General features: G+C 67.2%; 16 protein-coding genes. 9 read left to right on the forward strand and 7 right to left on the reverse strand.

Annotation, left to right across the window (positions count from 1 at the left end; all coding sequences use genetic code 11):
• Nucleotides 1-127 precede the first annotated feature (127 nt).
• The 6 genes from E4191_RS04275 (at nucleotide 128) to E4191_RS04300 (ending at nucleotide 8475) form a co-directional block, all read left to right on the forward strand.
• The gene (locus E4191_RS04275) at nucleotides 128-751 is read left to right on the forward strand and encodes a uracil-DNA glycosylase family protein (protein ID WP_135312301.1); all 624 of its coding nucleotides are present in this window, start codon (nucleotides 128-130) and stop codon (nucleotides 749-751) included.
• Nucleotides 752-880: 129 nt separating this feature from the next.
• Nucleotides 881-1846 carry a TAXI family TRAP transporter solute-binding subunit gene (locus tag E4191_RS04280; protein WP_135312302.1) on the forward strand — a complete coding sequence of 322 codons (966 nt, stop codon included), beginning with the start codon at nucleotides 881-883 and terminating at the stop codon, nucleotides 1844-1846.
• A gap of 83 nt (nucleotides 1847-1929) precedes the next feature.
• Nucleotides 1930-4746 carry a TRAP transporter permease gene (locus E4191_RS04285; RefSeq protein WP_135312303.1) on the forward strand — a complete coding sequence of 939 codons (2817 nt, stop codon included), beginning with the start codon at nucleotides 1930-1932 and terminating at the stop codon, nucleotides 4744-4746.
• Nucleotides 4739-5164 (forward strand): universal stress protein, encoded by a 426-nt coding sequence (locus E4191_RS04290; RefSeq protein ID WP_176562627.1) that lies wholly within the window; start codon nucleotides 4739-4741, stop codon nucleotides 5162-5164. Before E4191_RS04285 ends, E4191_RS04290 begins: the two co-directional genes overlap by 8 nt.
• Before the next feature lie 4 nt (nucleotides 5165-5168).
• Entirely contained in the window at nucleotides 5169-6830 is a 1662-nt protein-coding gene (locus E4191_RS04295; RefSeq protein ID WP_135312305.1) for a formate--tetrahydrofolate ligase, read from the forward strand.
• Between the two features lie 49 nt (nucleotides 6831-6879).
• Nucleotides 6880-8475: a peptide chain release factor 3 gene (locus E4191_RS04300; RefSeq protein WP_135312306.1), complete on the forward strand. Its 1596-nt coding sequence runs from the start codon at nucleotides 6880-6882 to the stop codon at nucleotides 8473-8475.
• Nucleotides 8476-8496: 21 nt separating this feature from the next.
• On the opposite strand, the gene E4191_RS04305 is transcribed toward E4191_RS04300, so the two are convergent.
• The 3 genes from E4191_RS04305 to E4191_RS04315 all read right to left on the reverse strand — a co-directional run bounded on the left by E4191_RS04305 (nucleotide 8497) and on the right by E4191_RS04315 (nucleotide 10991).
• Nucleotides 8497-9279: a transglutaminase-like domain-containing protein gene (locus E4191_RS04305; RefSeq protein ID WP_331459631.1), complete on the reverse strand. Its 783-nt coding sequence runs from the start codon at nucleotides 9277-9279 to the stop codon at nucleotides 8497-8499.
• A gap of 62 nt (nucleotides 9280-9341) precedes the next feature.
• Entirely contained in the window at nucleotides 9342-9764 is a 423-nt protein-coding gene (locus tag E4191_RS04310) for an OsmC family protein (RefSeq protein ID WP_135312308.1), read from the reverse strand.
• A gap of 60 nt (nucleotides 9765-9824) precedes the next feature.
• The gene (locus tag E4191_RS04315; RefSeq protein ID WP_228461532.1) at nucleotides 9825-10991 is read right to left on the reverse strand and encodes a deoxyguanosinetriphosphate triphosphohydrolase; all 1167 of its coding nucleotides are present in this window, start codon (nucleotides 10989-10991) and stop codon (nucleotides 9825-9827) included.
• 76 nt (nucleotides 10992-11067) lie between these two features.
• On the opposite strand from E4191_RS04315, the gene erpA reads away from it, so the two are divergent.
• Nucleotides 11068-11394, forward strand: coding sequence for an iron-sulfur cluster insertion protein ErpA (gene erpA, locus E4191_RS04320; protein ID WP_135312309.1), 327 nt, complete (start codon nucleotides 11068-11070; stop codon nucleotides 11392-11394).
• On the opposite strand, the gene E4191_RS04325 is transcribed toward erpA, so the two are convergent.
• Entirely contained in the window at nucleotides 11391-11927 is a 537-nt protein-coding gene (locus E4191_RS04325) for a hypothetical protein (protein WP_135312310.1), read from the reverse strand. The genes erpA and E4191_RS04325 overlap by 4 nt on opposite strands.
• A gap of 60 nt (nucleotides 11928-11987) precedes the next feature.
• Between E4191_RS04325 and xth the strand changes: the two genes are divergently transcribed.
• Nucleotides 11988-12773: an exodeoxyribonuclease III gene (xth, locus tag E4191_RS04330; RefSeq protein WP_135312311.1), complete on the forward strand. Its 786-nt coding sequence runs from the start codon at nucleotides 11988-11990 to the stop codon at nucleotides 12771-12773.
• On the opposite strand, the gene E4191_RS04335 is transcribed toward xth, so the two are convergent.
• Nucleotides 12770-13657, reverse strand: a complete 888-nt coding sequence (locus E4191_RS04335; RefSeq protein ID WP_135312312.1) for a cation diffusion facilitator family transporter — start codon at nucleotides 13655-13657, stop codon at nucleotides 12770-12772. The two genes, xth and E4191_RS04335, sit on opposite strands and share 4 nt — an antisense overlap.
• Nucleotides 13658-13950: 293 nt before the next feature.
• Here E4191_RS04335 and E4191_RS04340 point away from each other — a divergent pair, with 293 nt between their 5' ends.
• Complete coding sequence (locus tag E4191_RS04340; protein WP_135312313.1) at nucleotides 13951-15096, forward strand: BCCT family transporter; 1146 nt, start codon at nucleotides 13951-13953, stop codon at nucleotides 15094-15096.
• A 72-nt stretch (nucleotides 15097-15168) separates the two neighbouring features.
• On the opposite strand, the gene E4191_RS04345 is transcribed toward E4191_RS04340, so the two are convergent.
• Both E4191_RS04345 and E4191_RS04350 read right to left on the reverse strand, forming a co-directional pair.
• Complete coding sequence (locus E4191_RS04345; RefSeq protein ID WP_135312314.1) at nucleotides 15169-15501, reverse strand: hypothetical protein; 333 nt, start codon at nucleotides 15499-15501, stop codon at nucleotides 15169-15171.
• Between the two features lie 130 nt (nucleotides 15502-15631).
• Nucleotides 15632-17488, reverse strand: a complete 1857-nt coding sequence (locus tag E4191_RS04350; protein ID WP_135312315.1) for an extracellular solute-binding protein — start codon at nucleotides 17486-17488, stop codon at nucleotides 15632-15634.
• Between the last annotated feature and the right edge of the window lie 14 nt (nucleotides 17489-17502).

Consider the following 17502-nt stretch of genomic DNA (forward strand, 5'->3'; position numbering starts at 1 on the left):
CCGGGGGGCCAGACTGCCGCGGCGACATTAGGCCCGCAGGGTCCGGCTGTCCAGCCTTGCCATGGAACCCCGGAAATCGCCATCCGACCAGACTTAAAACACGGCAAATTGTGTCTAGATGTGACCGATGAGCTCACCCACGCCTCCGCTTGCCGCGCAGATCGGCACCTGCCGCCTGTGCCGCAACCGCTTCGCGCTGACCGCGACGCGCCATGCGCCCCGCCCCGTCGTGTGGTTCCGCCCCGATGCGCGGGTGCTGATCGTGGGCCAGGCGCCGGGCGCGCGGGTCCATGCCAGCGGGCGGCCCTTCACCGACCGCTCGGGCGACCGGCTGCGGGACTGGATGGGCGTGACCGAGGCGCAGTTCTACGACCTGTCGCGGGTGGCGATCGTGCCGATGGCCTTCTGCTTTCCGGGCTACGACGCCAAGGGCGGGGACCTGCCGCCGCCCGCCATCTGCGCCGCCACCTGGCGCGCCCCGGTGATGGCGCAGCTGCAGCAGCGTCTGACGCTGCTGGTCGGCGGGCATGCGATGCGCTGGCATCTGGGGGCGCGCAACGTCACCGACACGGTGCGCGACTGGCGGGCGCATGCCCCGACGGTCTTTCCGCTGCCCCATCCCAGCTGGCGCAACACCGGCTGGCTGCGCGCCAATCCGTGGTTCGAAACCGACCTGCTGCCCCGACTGCGCGCTGCCGTTGCCTGCCAGCTGGGCGACGGCGCCCTGTCGGCACCCGCCCCGGTTGCGTAGGGCCGCGGTGTGCTGAACCGTACCTGTCAGGCTTGCCTTTCGGGCCGATGTCTTTAACCTTAACGGTATCTTGCGGGGCGGGGGCAGGTCATGTCCGCGCGCCGCCCACATGCTACAGGGAGACGCCGCATGAGCAAACTCAAACCGATCCTGCTGAGCACCGCCTTCGCGCTGGCCGCGACGCCGCTGATGGCGCAGGAGGAACAGTTCATCACCATCGGCACCGGCGGACAGACGGGCGTCTATTATGTCGTCGGCCAGTCGATCTGCCGCCTCGTGAACCGCGAAACCGCCGAGACCGGCCTGCGCTGCACCGCCCCCGCCACCGGCGGGTCCATCGACAACATCAACCAGATCAAGGCCGGCGGCATGACGATGGGCGTGGCCCAGTCCGACTGGCAGTACCACGCCTATAACGGCAGCTCGGACTACGAGGGCGAGCCCTTCGAGGATCTGCGCGCCGTCTTCGCCGTCCATCCCGAGCCTTTCACGGTCGTGGCCCGCGCCGACAGCGGCATCGAGACCTTCGAGGATCTGGTCGGCAAGCGCGTGAACGTGGGCAATCCCGGCTCGGGATCGCGCGGCACCTTCGAGGTCGTGCTGGACGCCATGGGCATGAGCATGGACGATTTCGCCCTGTCCTCGGAACTGCGCCCGGCGGAACAGTCGGCGGCCTTGGGCGACAATCAGGTGGATGCGATCAGCTATACCGTGGGCCATCCCAACGGCTCGATCCAGGAGGCCACCTCGACGGTGGACGCCACGATCGTCAGCGTCTCGGGCGAGGCGATCGACACGCTGGTCGCGGACAACCCGTTCTATGCCAAGGCGATCATCCCCGGCGGGATGTATGCCAACAACGACGAGGACACCGAGACCTTCGGCGTCAAGGCGACCATGGTGACCTCGGCCGCCGTGCCCGAGGAAACCGTCTATCAGGTCGTCAAGGCGGTCTTCGACAACTTCGACCGCTTCAAGGGCCTGCACCCGGCCTTCGCGACGCTGGAACCCGAAGAGATGGTGGCCGACGGCAACAGCGCGCCCCTGCATCCGGGCGCCGAGCGCTACTATCGCGAACAGGGCTGGGTCGAGTGATCCACGCCTGACCGGGGCGGCCCTTCGGGGCCGCCCCTTCATCATGCCAGAACCATAAAAATTGCATCGCAGGGGGTGCCGTGATGAGCGACGACGACAGGACCAGAGAGCGCCAGCAGCAGGCTGCCGCCGTCGAGATGCAGGCCTCGGGGCGCGGAGAGCTCAGTCAGGCCGAGCTGGACGAACTTGTCGCCTCGTCCGACACGGGCGCGCGCACCCCGCCCGGCGCGGTGGGCAAGCTGATCCTGGGGGTGGCCCTGTGCTGGTCGCTGTTCCAGCTGTGGATCGCCTCGCCGCTGCCCTTCATGCTGAACTTCGGCATCATCAGCGCCACCGATGCCCGCGCGGTCCATCTGGCCTTCGCGCTGTTTCTGGCCTTCATGGCCTATCCCGCTGAAAAGTCGCCCTTCCAGCTGGTCCTGGGGGTCGGCGTGCCGGTCCTGCTGTCGGGCCTGTTCATCTATGCCGCCCCCGGCAGCATGCCGATCTGGTGGATCGCGCTGGCCGGGGCGGGCGTGATCGCCGCCATCCTGCTGGGCAGCCCCAAATCCCGCGTGCCGCCTTGGGAATGGGCGCTAGCCCTGATGGGCGTCGCGGTCACCATGTATGTCTTCGTCTTCAGCGACGAGTTGGGAAGCCGCGTCGGGGCGCCCATCACCCGCGACCTGATCGTGGCCGTCATCGGCATCCTGCTGCTGCTGGAGGCCACGCGCCGCAGCCTGGGCCCGGCCCTGATGATCGTGGCGACGGTCTTTCTGGTCTATGCCTTCCTCGGGCCCTACATGCCCTCGATCATCGCGCATGGCGGCAATTCCCTGACCGAGGTCGCCAACCACCAATGGGTCACGACCGAGGGCGTCTTCGGCATCGCGCTTGGCGTGTCCACAAGCTTCGTCTTCCTGTTCGTGCTGTTCGGCGCGCTGTTGGACAAGGCGGGGGCGGGCAACTACTTCATCCAGGTGGCGTTCTCGCTGATGGGCCATCTGCGCGGCGGACCGGCCAAGGCCGCCGTGGTCAGCAGCGCGATGACCGGCCTGATCTCGGGTTCCAGCATCGCCAACGTGGTCACCACCGGCACCTTCACCATCCCGCTGATGAAGAAGGTGGGCTTTTCCAGCGAGAAGGCCGGCGCGGTCGAGGTCGCCTCATCCGTGAACGGCCAGATCATGCCCCCCGTGATGGGCGCCGCCGCCTTCCTGATGGTCGAATATGTGGGCATTCCCTATTTCGACGTGGTCAAGCACGCCTTCCTGCCCGCCACGATCAGCTATATCGCGCTGGTCTATATCGTCCATCTTGAGGCGATGAAGGCCGGGATGGAGGGGCTGCCACGCTCCTACACCCCGCCGCCGATGCTGCAGCGCCTGCTGAGCGCGGCCTTCATCATCGCGGGCGTCTGCGCCCTGTCGCTGGTCGTCTATTACACGATGGGCTGGATCCGGCCCGCCTTTGGCAGCAGCGCCCCCTACGTGGTCTTCGCGCTGCTGGGCGCCGCCTATGTCGGCCTGCTGTGGGTCGCCTCGCGCGAGGAGCCGCTGCAGATCGACGATCCCAACGCGCCGGTGACGGCCCTGCCGCTGCCGGGGCCGACGGTGCGCTCGGGTCTGCACTTCATCCTGCCGGTCGTGGTGCTGGTCTGGGCGCTGATGGTGGACCGGCTGTCGCCGGGCCTGTCGGCCTTCTGGGCCACCGCCTACATGATCTTCATCCTGCTGACGCAGCGCCCGCTGATGGTCCTGCTGCGCGGCATGGACCGCACCGGCAACCGGACCACGGGCCGCGCCCTGCGCTCGGGCGCCGACGATCTGGTCGACGGGCTGATCAGCGGCGCGCGCAACATGATCGGCATCGGCATCGCCACGGCGACGGCGGGCATCATCGTCGGCGCGGTCAGCCAGACGGGCGTCGGATCGGCGCTGGCCGACGTGGTCGAGGTGCTGTCTGGCGGCAACCTGCTGGCCATCCTGGGGCTGACGGCGGTGCTGTCGCTGATCCTGGGGATGGGGCTGCCCACGACCGCGAACTACATCGTCGTCTCGGCGCTGCTGGCGCCGGTCATCGTCACCTTGGGCCAGCAGAACGGGCTGATCGTGCCGCTGATCGCGGTGCATCTGTTCGTCTTCTACTTCGGCATCATGGCCGACGTGACCCCGCCGGTGGGGCTGGCCTCGTTCGCGGCCGCCGCCGTGTCGGGGGGCGATCCGATCAAGACGGGCGTCGTGGCCTTCGGCTACAGCCTGCGGACGGCGGCGCTGCCCTTCCTGTTCATCTTCAACACCGACCTGCTGCTGATCGACGTGGGCTGGCTGCAGGGCATCTTCGTCTTCATCACCGCCACCGTCGCCATGCTGCTTTTCGCGGCGGCCACGCAAGGCTGGTTCCTGGTCCGCAACCGCTTCTACGAGACGATCCTGCTTCTGCTGATCTCCTTCACCATCTTCCGCCCCGGTTTCTTCTGGGGCTATGCCTTCCCGGCCTTCGAGGAACGCCCCGGCACCGAATTCGTGCAGGCGCTGGAGGGCAGCGAGGTCGGCGACGGGCTGCGGCTGCGCATTGCCGGACTGAACGACATCGGCAACCCGGTCGAGTTCACCGCCCTGCTGCCCGTCCCCCCCGGCGAGACCGGCGAGGAGCGGCTGGCCGCCGCAGGCATCGAGCTGATCACGGACGGCGACCGGGTGATGATCGACAACGTGGCCTTCGACAGCCCCGCGCAGGCTGCCGGTCTGGACTGGGATCAGACCATCCTGGCGGTCAATGCGCCGACGGCGGCGCCGTCGCGCTACTGGATCTATATCCCGGCCTTCCTGCTGCTGGCTGTGGTCGTCTGGCTGCAGCGCCGCCGCGAAGGTCCGGGCCAAGCCCCCGCATCGACCCGGAAAGGGCCACGCCATGCATGACACCGTGCTGTTACCCATCGACTTGCAGCATCCCGAAAGCTGGGAAAAGGCCCTGCCTGCCGCACAGCGGCTGGCGGGGGATCAGGGCGTGATCCATCTGCTGGGGATCGTGCATGATTTCGGCAGCTCGATGGTGGCGACCTTTCTGCCCAAGGGCTATGAAAAGGCCGTTCTGCAGCAGATGAAGCAGGCGCTGGACGATTTCGCCACAAAGCATTTCCCCGATGAGGCGCGGGTGCAGATCCATGTGGGCCATGGCCATGTCGCGGAAACGATCCTGAAAGCCGCGACCAAATACAAGGCGGACCTGATCGTCATGGCCAGCGACAACCCCGACGAATTGCGCAGCATCCGCGTCAGCCGCGACGTGAACGCCGTGGTGCGGCATTCGCCCGTCTCGGTGATGGTGGTGCGCTAGGACCATGCAGACCGACCTTCAGATCGCCCGCGCCGCCACCAAGCGGCCCATCGCCGATGTCGCCAAGCGCCTTGGCCTGACCTATGACCAGATCCTGCCCTATGGCCATGACAAGGCCAAGATCACCCACGAGGCGCTGGCCGGGCTGTCGGGCCCCGAGGGGCGGCTGATTCTTGTCACCGCCATCAACCCGACGCCCGCGGGCGAGGGCAAGACGACCACCACCGTGGGTCTGGGCGATGCGCTGAACCGCATCGGCCACCGCGCGACGATCTGCATCCGCGAAGCCAGCCTTGGCCCGAACTTCGGGATGAAGGGCGGGGCGGGTGGGGGCCGCGCGCAGATCGTGCCGATGGAGGACATGAACCTTCATTTCACCGGAGATTTCCACGCCATCACCTCGGCCCACAACCTGCTGGCCGCGATGATCGACAACCATATCCACTGGGGCAACGCGCTGGATCTGGACACGCGCCGGATCAGCTGGCGCCGCGTCATGGACATGAACGACCGCGCGCTGCGCGACGTTGTGGTGGGTCTGGGCGGTCCGGCCAACGGATTCTCGCGCCAGTCGGGGTTCGACATCACCGTGGCCTCCGAAGTCATGGCGATCCTGTGCCTGGCGCGCGATCTGGCCGACCTGCAGGACCGCTTGGGCCGCATCGTCATCGGCGAGACGCGCAACCGCCAGCCCGTGACGGCGCGGGATCTGAAAGCCGATGGCGCGATGACCGTGCTGCTGAAGGACGCGCTGCAGCCCAATCTGGTTCAGACGCTGGAGAACAATCCCGCGCTGGTCCATGGCGGGCCCTTCGCCAATATCGCCCATGGCTGCAACAGCGTCATCGCCACCCGCGCGGCCCTGCGCCTGTCGGATTATGTGGTGACCGAGGCCGGTTTCGGAGCCGATCTGGGGGCCGAAAAGTTCCTCAACATCAAATGCCGCCTGGCCGGGCTGGCCCCCGCGGCGGTGGTGCTGGTGGCGACCATCCGCGCGCTGAAGATGAATGGCGGCGTGGCCAAAGCCGATCTGGGGACCGAGGATGCAGGCGCCGTCCGCGAGGGCTGCGCCAATCTGGGCCGCCATATCCAGAATATCCGCAGCTTCGGCCTGCCCGTCGTCGTGGCGCTGAACCATTTCGACGGCGATACCCAGGCCGAGATCGCCGCCCTGCAGGAGTATTGCGCGGGGCAGGGCGTGCAGGCCATCCTCGCCCGCCACTGGGCGGAAGGCGGCGCGGGGGCCGAGGATCTGGCCCGCGCGGTGGTGGATCTGGCTGAGGGGGGCGCGCAGTTTTCAACCCTCTATCCCGACGATCTGCCGCTGTGGGACAAGATCGAGACGGTCTGCACCCGCATCCACCGCGCCGGCGGGGTGGAAGCCGCGCCCGGCATCCGCGACCAGCTGGCCGCATGGGAGGCGGCGGGCCATGGCCGCATGCCCGTCTGCATCGCCAAGACGCAATACAGCTTTTCGACCGACCCCACCCTGCGCGGCGCGCCGACGGGCCATGTGATCGGCGTGCGCGAGGTGCGGCTGAACGCGGGGGCGGGCTTTGTCGTGGCGATCTGCGGGCAGATCATGACCATGCCCGGCCTGCCGCGCCATCCCGCGGCCGAGGTGATCGGGCTGGACGATCAGGGGCAGGTCGAGGGACTATTCTGACGCGTAGCCCCCGATTGCGCCCCGCGCGCGGGCGCGCTAAAGCGCCTGCATGACAAACCGCCCCGACCTTCCGTCCGAGATCGCCCGCCGCCGGACATTCGCGATCATCTCGCATCCCGATGCGGGCAAGACCACGCTGACCGAGAAATTCCTTCTGTATGGCGGCGCCATCCAGATGGCCGGGCAGGTGCGCGCCAAGGGCGAGGCGCGGCGGACACGCTCGGACTTCATGAAGATGGAGCAGGACCGGGGCATCTCGGTCTCGGCCTCGGCCATGTCCTTCGATTTCGACGGGCACCGCTTCAATCTGGTCGACACGCCCGGTCACAGCGACTTTTCCGAGGATACCTATCGCACGCTGACGGCGGTGGATGCGGCGATCATGGTCATCGACGGGGCCAAGGGGGTCGAATCGCAGACCCGCAAGCTGTTCGAGGTCTGTCGGCTGCGCGACCTGCCGATCCTGACCTTCTGCAACAAGATGGACCGCGAATCCCGCGACACGTTCGAGATCATCGACGAGATCCAGGAGAACCTGGCCATCGACGTGGCGCCGGTCAGCTGGCCCATCGGCGTGGGCCGGGAATTCATCGGCTGCTATGACATGCTGCGCGACCGGCTGGAGCTGATGGACCGCGCCGACCGCAACAAGGTGGCGGAATCGATCAAGATCAACGGTCTGGACGATCCCGCGCTGGCCCAGCACGTGCCCGCCGAGCTGCTGGCCAAGCTGCGCGACGAGGTCGAGATGGCGCGCGAGCTGCTGCCTGCCTTCGATCGCAAGTCGTTCCTGGAAGGGCACATGACCCCCATCTGGTTCGGCAGCGCGATCAACAGCTTTGGCGTGCAGGAGCTGATGCAGGGCATCAGCACCTATGGCCCGCCGCCCCAGATCCAGAATGCCGCCGAACGCCAGATCGCGCCCGAGGAGACCACCGTCACCGGCTTCGTCTTCAAGGTGCAGGCCAACATGGACCCCAAGCACCGCGACCGCGTGGCCTTCGTGCGGCTTGCCTCGGGGCATTTCGAACGCGGCATGAAGATGGTCCATGTGCGGACGAAGAAGCCGATGTCCGTGTCGAACCCGGTCCTGTTCCTAGCCGCCGACCGCGAGCTGGCCGAGGAGGCCTGGGCGGGCGACATCATCGGCATCCCGAACCACGGGCAGCTGCGCATCGGCGATGCGCTGACCGAGGGCGAGGCGCTGCGCTTCACCGGCATTCCCAGCTTCGCGCCGGAACTGCTGAACTCGGTCCGGGCGACCGATCCGATGAAGGCCAAGCATCTGGAAAAGGCGTTGATGCAGTTCGCGGAAGAAGGCGCGGCCAAGGTCTTCAAGCCGACCATCGGTTCGGGCTTCATCGTGGGCGTGGTGGGGGCGCTGCAGTTCGAGGTGCTTGCCAGCCGGATCGAGCTGGAATACGGCATCCCTGTCCGCTTCGAGGGCAGCCAGTTCACCAGCGCGCGGTGGGTCGCAGGGCCGAGGCCCAAGGTCGAGGCCTTCGCCGAGGTGAACAAGGGCCACCTGGCCCATGACCATGACGGCGACCTGGTCTATCTGACCCGGCTGCAATGGGACATCGACCGCATCGGCCGCGATCACCCCGAGATCAAGCTGACCGCCACCAAGGAGATGATGGTCTGAGGCGCATGGCCTCGGACCCCGTCACTTGCCGAACAGCATCCCGTCCAGCTCGTTGCCCTGCTCGTCGACGGGATGGCACCAGACGGTGAAGCCCGTCAGCTCGTGCGCGCCGAAGCTGTTCATCAGCGGCACGTCGGCGGCATCGTGGCCCCGCGCCACCACCACCCGCCCGATCCGGCGTTCGTTGTTGCGCGGATCGAAGGTGTACCACTTGCCGGACAGATAGACCTCGGTCCAGGCGGCGAAATCCATGGGCGCGTCGACCTTGGGCACGCCGATGTCGCCGACATAGCCGTTCACGTAGCGGGCCGGGATGTTCAGCGCGCGCAGATAGGCCAGCGCCAGGTGGGCGAAGTCGCGGCAGACGCCGATGCCGCCCTGACGGGCGCCCGCAGCGGTCCGATAGACCGAGGCCGTGCCATAGTCGAAGGTCAGAAGCCCGTTCACGTGGTCCACGACCGTCTGCACCCGCGTCCAGCCGGGCGTGACGCTTCCGAACAGGTCCCACGCCTCCTGGCTGACCAGATCGCTTTCGACATAGCGCGAGGCGGTCAGGAACCCCATGACCTCGTCGGGCAGATCCTCGGCGCGCAGTTCCTCCGCGGCCGGGTTCACCTCGTCCCAGTCCCCGCTGTCCTGCAGCGTCACGTCGCCCCGCAGCGTGAACTCACCCGCCGGCGCGACGATGCGCCGGCAGATGTTGTTGTAGCGGTCGTAGTAGTTGTGGATCGGCACATGGGGATTGGTCGAGACCAACTCCGGCCCGATGAAGTCGCGGTGCCGCGACACTTCGGGCGCCACCATGCAGATCAGCGGCGTTGGCTGCGTGACCCGGATGCTAATTTCATGACCGACCCGGACTCGCATCAGACGACCGTCGCGTCCATGGTGATCTCGGCATTCAGCAGCTTCGAGATCGGGCAACCCGCCTTGGCCTTCTCGGCCACTTCCAGCACCTTTGCCTCATCGGCGTCGGCGGTGATCTTGGTCGTCAGATGGGCCTTCTTGACCGCGAAGCCGTCGCCGTCCTTGTCCATCGAGATGTCGGAGGTGGTCTGGATCGAGACGCCCGAGACGCCTTCCTGCTCCAGCATCATGGCCAGCGCCATCGAGAAGCAGGAGGCATGGGCCGCGCCCACCAGTTCCTCGGGGTTGGTGCCGGGGCTGTCCTCGAAGCGGGTGTTGAAGCCGTAGGGCAGGGCGTTCAGGGCGCCGGACTTGGTCGAAACCTTGCCCTTGCCAGCCTTCAGTCCGCCATCCCATTGCGCCGATCCGGTGCGGGTGATCATGTGGTGTCCTTTTCGTTGATCTCAGTGTCGCGGGCACAACGCCGCGACACAAGCCAAGGTTCAGATCGCCGCGGTGAACAGGCGGTGATGTTCCGCAATCGCGTACCGATCGGTCATTCCTGCGACGTAATCCAGCACAAGGCGGGCGCGGTCGGTCTGGCTGTCCAGGGCCAGCGCGGCCTCGCGCCACTGGTCGGGCAGGCGGTCGGGATGGTCCAGATACAGCGGGAAGAGGTCGTTCAGCATCGCCGTCACGCTGTGGCGTTCCACCACGACCGACGGTGCGCGATACATGCGCTGGAACAGGAAGGACTTGATCGCCTTGATGTTCTGATAGAGCGGCTTGGAAAAGCGGATGATCGGCCCGTCCATCGCCCGGATGTCGTCGGCGCTCTGCGGCTGCAGCCCCGCCAGACGGTTCTGCGCCACGGCGATCACGTCCTCGACCATGACCCCGAAGACCCGGCGCAGCGCCTCGTAGCGCCGCCGCGTCGGATCGAGGCCGGGATAGCGGCGGTCGACCTCGGCGAAGGCGGGGCCGATGACGGGCAGTTCGGACAGCTCGGCCTCGGTGAAGAGGCCCGCGCGCAGCCCGTCATGCAGGTCGTGATGGTTGTAGGCCACGTCGTCGGCGACGGCCGCCACCTGCGCCTCGGCACTGGCATTGGTGTGCAGTTCCAGATCCCAGAGCGCGTTCACGTCGGCCAGCGCATAGGGCAGATCGCCGGTGATGGGCCCGTTATGCTTGGCGATGCCCTCGAGGCTTTCCCAGGTCAGGTTCAGCCCGTCGAAATCGGCGTAATGCCGTTCCAGCCGCGTGACGATGCGCAGGGCCTGCGCATTGTGGTCGAAGCCGCCGAAGGGGGCCATCAGGGCGGCCAGCGCGTCCTCTCCGGTATGGCCGAAGGGGGGGTGGCCCAGATCATGGGCCAGGGCCACCGTCTCGGCCAGGTCGGTGTTCAGACCAAGCGTACCCGCGATGGTGCGGGCGACCTGGGCCACCTCGATCGTGTGGGTCAGGCGGGTGCGGAAATAGTCGCCGCGATAGGCGTCGCCGTCATGTTCCACGAAGACCTGGGTCTTGTGCTTCAGCCGCCGGAAGGCGCTGGAATGGATGATGCGGTCGCGGTCGCGCTGCCAGGGCGACCGGAAGGTCGACAGGCTTTCGTCATGCAGACGGCCGCGGCTGTCCTGGGGCTGGCAGGCAAAGGGCGCGAGTGCGGTCACGGGATCAGGGCCTTCCTTGCGGGTCGCTGGCCCGGACCCTATATTCGAAGCCAACCGCCGCATACGGGAACGCCCCATGAACCTGCCGCCGAAAGTCACCGAACGCGCCTTCGAACGCCTCTCGCAGATCAATGCGGGCAAGGATCCCGTGGCCCTGCGGGTCGCGATCCTGGGGGGCGGCTGTTCCGGGTTCCAGTACGACATCCGGATGGAGGACGCGCCCGAGGCCGACGATCTGGTGCTGGAAGGCGCGGGCCAGCGCGTTCTGGTCGATCCGGTCTCGCTGCCCTATCTGGCGGGCGCGGTGATCGACTTCACCGACGAGCTGATCGGCGCGCGCTTCGTGATCGAGAACCCCAACGCCACCAGCAGCTGCGGCTGCGGCACCTCCTTTTCCATCTAGTCGCAGGGCCGGCTGCGGGTCGACAGCTCCGGGTCCAGCCAGCGCAGCTCCGTGCCAAGCGGCGTGGTCTTGGCGACCCGCTCGGTGGACCATTCCGCGATCTGGCAGGTCGTGCGGTCCTGCCCGTCGCCGATGCGCAGCCCGTCCGCCGCCCGCTCCAGCGTGATCGACTGGCCCTCGCGCCGGTTGTTGGCGATGCGGAAGGGCAGGGGGCCGGGCAGGGTCGCGGCGGGGGCGCCGAACAGGTCTTTCGGGCCCTGCCAGTCCTCGGGCGGGCCCGGCGCCACGGTCAGGCGATGATCGCCCGGCGGCACCAGCAGACGCAGCACCGATCCGCCCCGCAGATAGGCGCTGATGACCCGCGCGCCCTCGGAATCGGTCAGCACGATGGCGTAATCCTGCCCCTCGGGGGCGCGGACCTGGAAGGGAATCGTGGCGGGCAGGGGGCTGGCCACGGCCAGCAGCCCCGTCGGCGGGCGGGTTTCGGCCCAGGCCAGCCCGGGCAGCAGCATCAGGGTCAGAACACGGATCATCGGGGCCTTTCGACGGCGCTTCAGGTTGCCAAACGCGCCACGCCCGCTAAAGATGCCGCCATGAAAATCGCAAGCTTCAACATCAACGGCGTCAAGGCCCGCATCCAGGCGCTGACCGACTGGCTGGCCGCGACCGATGCGGATCTGGTCGTCCTGCAGGAAATCAAGTCCGTCGACGAGGGCTTCCCGCGCGAGCATTTCCAGGATCTGGGCTGGCAGGTGGAGACCCACGGCCAGAAGGGCTTCAACGGCGTCGCGATCCTGTCGCGGATGCCGCTGGAGGACGTGACACGGGGCCTTCCCGGCGACGACACGGACGAGCAGGCCCGCTATATCGAGGCGACGGTCGTGGGCGCCCAGGCCGTGCGGATCGCGGGCCTCTATCTGCCCAACGGCAACCCCGCGCCGGGGCCGAAATACGACTACAAGCTGGCCTGGATGGAACGCCTGCGCCTGCGCGCCGCCGAGTTGCTGGCCTCCGAGATGCCGGTGGTCCTGCTGGGTGATTTCAACATCATCCCCGAGCCCCGCGACGCCGCCACCCCCGAGGCCTGGACCGAGGACGCGCTGTTCCGGCCCGAAAGCCGCGCGGCCTTCCGCGCCATCGTCAACCAGGGCTGGACGGATGCGGTGCGCATCCGCGATCCGTGGTCCACGCGCGGGCCCTTCACCTTCTGGGACTATCAGGCGGGGGCGTGGAACCGCGACAACGGCATCCGCATCGACCACCTGCTGCTGTCGCCGCAGGCCGCCGACCTGATGATCGAGACCGGCGTGGACCGCGACGCCCGCGCGGGCGAGAAGCCGAGCGACCATGTCCCGGTCTGGGTGCGCCTGGCCGCCTAGATCACCAGCACGCCGGAATGCTTTGCCTTGTGCTCGGGCTCGACATGGATGGTCACCTGCGCGTCGGGCAGGCGGGCCATGATGCTGGCCTCGACCCGGTCGCAGATGTCATGGGCATCGGCCACGGTCGTCTGCCCGTCCACAACCAGATGGAAGTCGATGAAGGTCACCGCGCCCGCATGGCGGGTGCGCAGGTCATGCGCCTCCAGCGCGCCGCTGGCCTTGTCCGAGATGATCTCGCGGATCACCGCCAGCGTGGTTTCCGGCACCGCCTCGTCCATCAGCCCCGACAGCGACGAGGCCATGACCTTCCAGCCCGACCACAGGATGTTGACCCCCACCAGCATCGCCAGAAGCGGATCCAGCACCGCCCAGCCCGTGGCGACGGCCAGCCCCACGCCCAGCAGCACCCCCGCCGAGGAGATGACGTCCGACAGCAGGTGCTTGCCATCCGCCACCAGCGCGGGGGATCGCAGCCGGCGCCCCTGCCGCAAGAGCACCCCGCACCAGACCGCGTTCAGCACGCCCGCGCTGGCATTGATCGCCATGCCCAGGCCCGCATCCGCGATCTCGCGCGGGTTCTGGAAGGCGTGCCAGGCCTCGCGCAGGATCAGAAGCGCGGCCGAGATGATCAGCACCCCCTCCAGCACGGCGCTGAAGAACTCGGCCTTGTGATGCCCGTAGGGATGGCCCGGATCGGCGGGGCGCTGCGCGACCTTGATCGCCACCAGCGCCGCCATCGCCGTCGCGACGTTGACGATGCTTTCCAGCGCGTCCGACAGCAGCGCGACCGACCCGGTCAGGCGCCAGGCCAGCGTCTTGAGCGCCAGCACGACCAGACCGACCAGAATGCTGCCGGCGGCGATTTTCAGACTGGTTGACACAGGTTCGGTCCCCTTGTCGCTTCCACGATCCGGTCCGGCCAGCATCTGTCAGAAGCGGTGCCCCGTGCCAAGCGGGCATGGCGTGTTTCTGCCGGTCCCGGCCACCGACCGCTCCGGCACGGGTTTTTGATTGACTGATCACTCAATTCATATCAAGCTTAGGGCATCAAACAATGCTGCGGCGCGACAGGGCCGCGCCGGTGGCGATCCGGCAGCCCCGGCGCCGCGCGCGGGGCTGTGCCCCGGCGGGACATCGCGGCGCCCATCATTCGGACGACGAAGAAGGATCGCCCATGACGCCCATCATCACCGTCGCCTATCTCAGCGTGCTGGCCTGCGCGCTGTTCGTCCTGATCCGCTGGCCCCGCCTGCGGCTGCAGGGTGAAGAGCCCGTCGGCCTGTTCACCCTGATCGCGCTGCTGTTCACCGCGGGCCTCGACATGGGGCTGGTCATGCTGCCCCTGGCCGAGTTTCCCATCTATGAAGGCGACCCGGCCTTCGGCTTCACCAATGCCCTGGCGGTCGAGTTCGGCATGTGGGGGCCCCTGGTCTGGCTGATGTATTTCGTCGCCACCTTCTATTTCATCGTGCTGGAGCCGCGCCTGTTGCTGTTCCAGATCCCGGCGGTCAAGTGGATCTACAACCTGACGATCATCGCGACCTGCTCCTTCACCTGCTACCTGTTCATGTCGAACCTGCCCACCTACGCGCCCGACCTGTCGCAGGGCGCGGTCTGGGCGCTGGTCGTGGGGGTGATCGCCACGGCGGTCATCTCCAGCGGGAACATGGTGGTGATGAAATGGCTGGCGATCGCGTCCAGCTATGGCTTCGGGATGCTGGCCTTCACCGCGCTGGCGATGATCGCCTTCGTCTACAGCCGGGTGGATCTTGGCGATTTCACCCGCAATATCGGGCTTCTGTCAGATTATTTCCTGCATCTGCCGCGCTTCGCGGTGCCCATCGCGGACTATCACGAGTTCTACCTGTTCTGGTGGTTCGCCTGGTCGATCATGATCGGGCAGTTCGTCGCGCGATTCGTGGGCGGGATGCAGGTCTGGCAGCTGGCGCTGGCCATGGTGGCGCTGCCCGCGATTCTCCTGGGGCTGTGGTTTTCGGTCCTCTTCGTCTATCACCAGGGAGGCGTCACGATCCCCGGCTGGCTGAACTGGTTCATGATCTCGGTCGGCGTGGTCTTCGTCATCAACTCGCTGGACAGCCTGATCCGGCTGTATTCCGCCAATCTGGGCTGGTCGCGCGAGAAGCTGGGCGACCGCGGCTATTACCCGCTGCATTTCGCCCTGCAACTGGCTCTGGTCGGGGCCTACGTCTTCACGCCCTTCCAGATCCAGTGGGTCGGGCTGATCGTCGCCGGGCTCTATGGGCTGGTCTATCTGCTGCTGGCCCGCAGGCTGGCGCGGCTGGACGGGATCGGCGCATAGGCACCCGAACGCGAAAGGCGCTGCCCCGGTCCGGGACGGCGCCATGCCACGGATCGCCCGGCGTCGCGGCGGTCAGCCGTCGTTGCGGTCGGAATCGTCGCCGAAGCGGGCATCGTCCGAGAACTCGTCCTCGCCCTCGCCCACGAACTTGGCCGACAGCGCGATCGAGTGGTTGTCATGGACCGGGTCCATCACGACATCCGACGGGATCTCGCCCACCAGCCATTCGCGCAGCTCCTCGCGGATCTCCTCGGGCTCCTGGCCGGTGGCCTCGGCCAGATAGGTCACGAAGGCGCGCTGGTCGCCGTCGACCTCGTCAAGATCGGCCTCGTCGGCCTCGGGCCACTTGTCGATGATCGCTTCGTAGAAGGCCGACCAGTTTTCCTGCACATGGTGCCATTTCATCAGTAACCTCCTGTCGGCAGGCCGCCCTGGAACCAGCGCGCTGCCCCTGTGATGTCCTCGCCGACGCCGGCGACGGTGTTGCATCCTGCCAAAACGGTGCAGGCCAGCATTGTAACCCAAAACATGCGCATCAGTTCGTCTCCTGCCACCAGACTTCGGGCAGAAAGCCCGGCCAGTCTCCGTAAATGGGAATATTCTCGGGATATGTCAGATCGGCGGCATGCGCCAGCCGCGACACGGGCGAGAAGCTGACCGGGATGACATAGCGTCCCGCCGTCAGCACCCGGTCCAGCGCCTGCACGGCGGCGGTGAACGCTTCGGCGGTCTCGGAGGCCACCATCGCGTCGATCATCGCGTCGGCGGCGGGGCTGTCCATGCCCATCCAGTTGCGGCTGCCGGGCGTCGTCACCCCGTCGCGGCCCCAGTAGAGCCGCTGCTCGTTGCCCGGAGACAGCGACAGCCCGCGTTCGTACCAGGTCATGTCGAACTGGTAGTTGTTGGTGCGTTCCACATATTGCGCGGCATCGGTCAGTGTCACGCGCGGGGTGATGCCCAAGGGGCGCAGCGCCTCGACATAGATGTTCACGATCTGGCGCACCTCGGAGCCGCTGCGCATGGCGGTGCCGTTCTGGTTCAGCAGGATCTCGAAGGAAAAGGGCTGGCCCTGGTCGTCGCGCAGCTGGCCGTCCTGGATGGTCCAGCCCGCCTCGGCCATCAGCGCCATCGCGCGGCGGATGGCGGCGCGGTCCATGGCGCGGGCATCCCCCTCGGGCAGGGAATACCCCTCCAGCGCGCCGGGGGGCAGGCTTGCGGCATGCGGTTCCAGCAGGGCGGCCACCGGGCCCGTGGCGGGGCCGTGGTCCATGCCCAGCACCGAATTCGAGAAATACGAGGTGATGCGCGGATCGGCCCCGCCGTTCAGGGTCTGGTTGATGAAGCGGAAGTTGAACATCTCGATCATCGCTTGGCGCACGCGCCAGTCGGCGAAGATCGGGTTGCGGGTGTTCATCGCCAGCCCCACGATCCCCGAAGGACGTTCGTTCGGGATTTCCGAGGTGACGACCTCGCCGCGCGCGACCAAGGGAAAGTCGTACTCGGTCGCCCAGTTCTGCGCCGACAGCTCGCGCCAGACGGTGACCTCGCCGGCCTTGAACGCCTCGAACATGGCATTGGCGTCGCCAAAATAGTCATAGCGGATCACGTCGAAATTGTTCACCCCGGCCATCAGCGGCAGGTCGCGGCCCCAATAGTCGGGATTGCGGCGAAAGCTGATCGCGCGGCCCGGATCGACCTGGTCAATGACATAGGCGCCGCTGCCGATCGGCGGCTCCAGCCCCGACTCGGCAAAGTCCTGCCCCTCCCATTGCGCCTTCTTCAGGATAGGGCGCAGGCCCATCAGCAGGGGCAGTTCGCGGTCCGGCTCGGTGAAGGTCAGCCGGATGCCGCGCGCGCCGGCGGGCTCGATCCGGGCGACCTTGGACCAGGCGCTGTGATAGCGGGGATGGCCTTGGGTCCCGAGCGTCTCGTAGGACCAGATCACGTCCTCGACGGTGACCGGGCTGCCGTCGGAAAAGCGCGCCTCGGGGCGCAGCACGAACTCGACCCAGGTCCGGTCGGGGGCGACCTCGACCGTTTCGGCCAGCAGGCCATACAGCGTGAAGGGCTCGTCGATGGACCGCATCATCAGCGATTCGGTCACATGCACGCCCACGCCCCATGCGGCGTTTCCCTTGAGAACCCAGGGTTTGAGGGAATCAAAACCGCCCGGTTCGGCCATCCGAATCGTGCCGCCCTGCGGCGCGTCGGGATTGGCATAGGGCAGATGCGCGAATCCCTGGGGAAGGGCAGGTTCTCCATAGATTGCAAGACCATGGGCAGGTTCGGCAAGGCTTGCCAGAGGCATTGCTGCAACACCGGCTGCCACGACCCCCAGACCCGCGACAAGGCCTTTAAGCACGTGATTGTTCAGCTTTTCGAAGATTCGCATCGCCCGCCGCCCCG

The sequence above is a fragment of the Paracoccus liaowanqingii genome, from assembly GCF_004683865.2.
GTDB lineage: Bacteria > Pseudomonadota > Alphaproteobacteria > Rhodobacterales > Rhodobacteraceae > Paracoccus > Paracoccus liaowanqingii.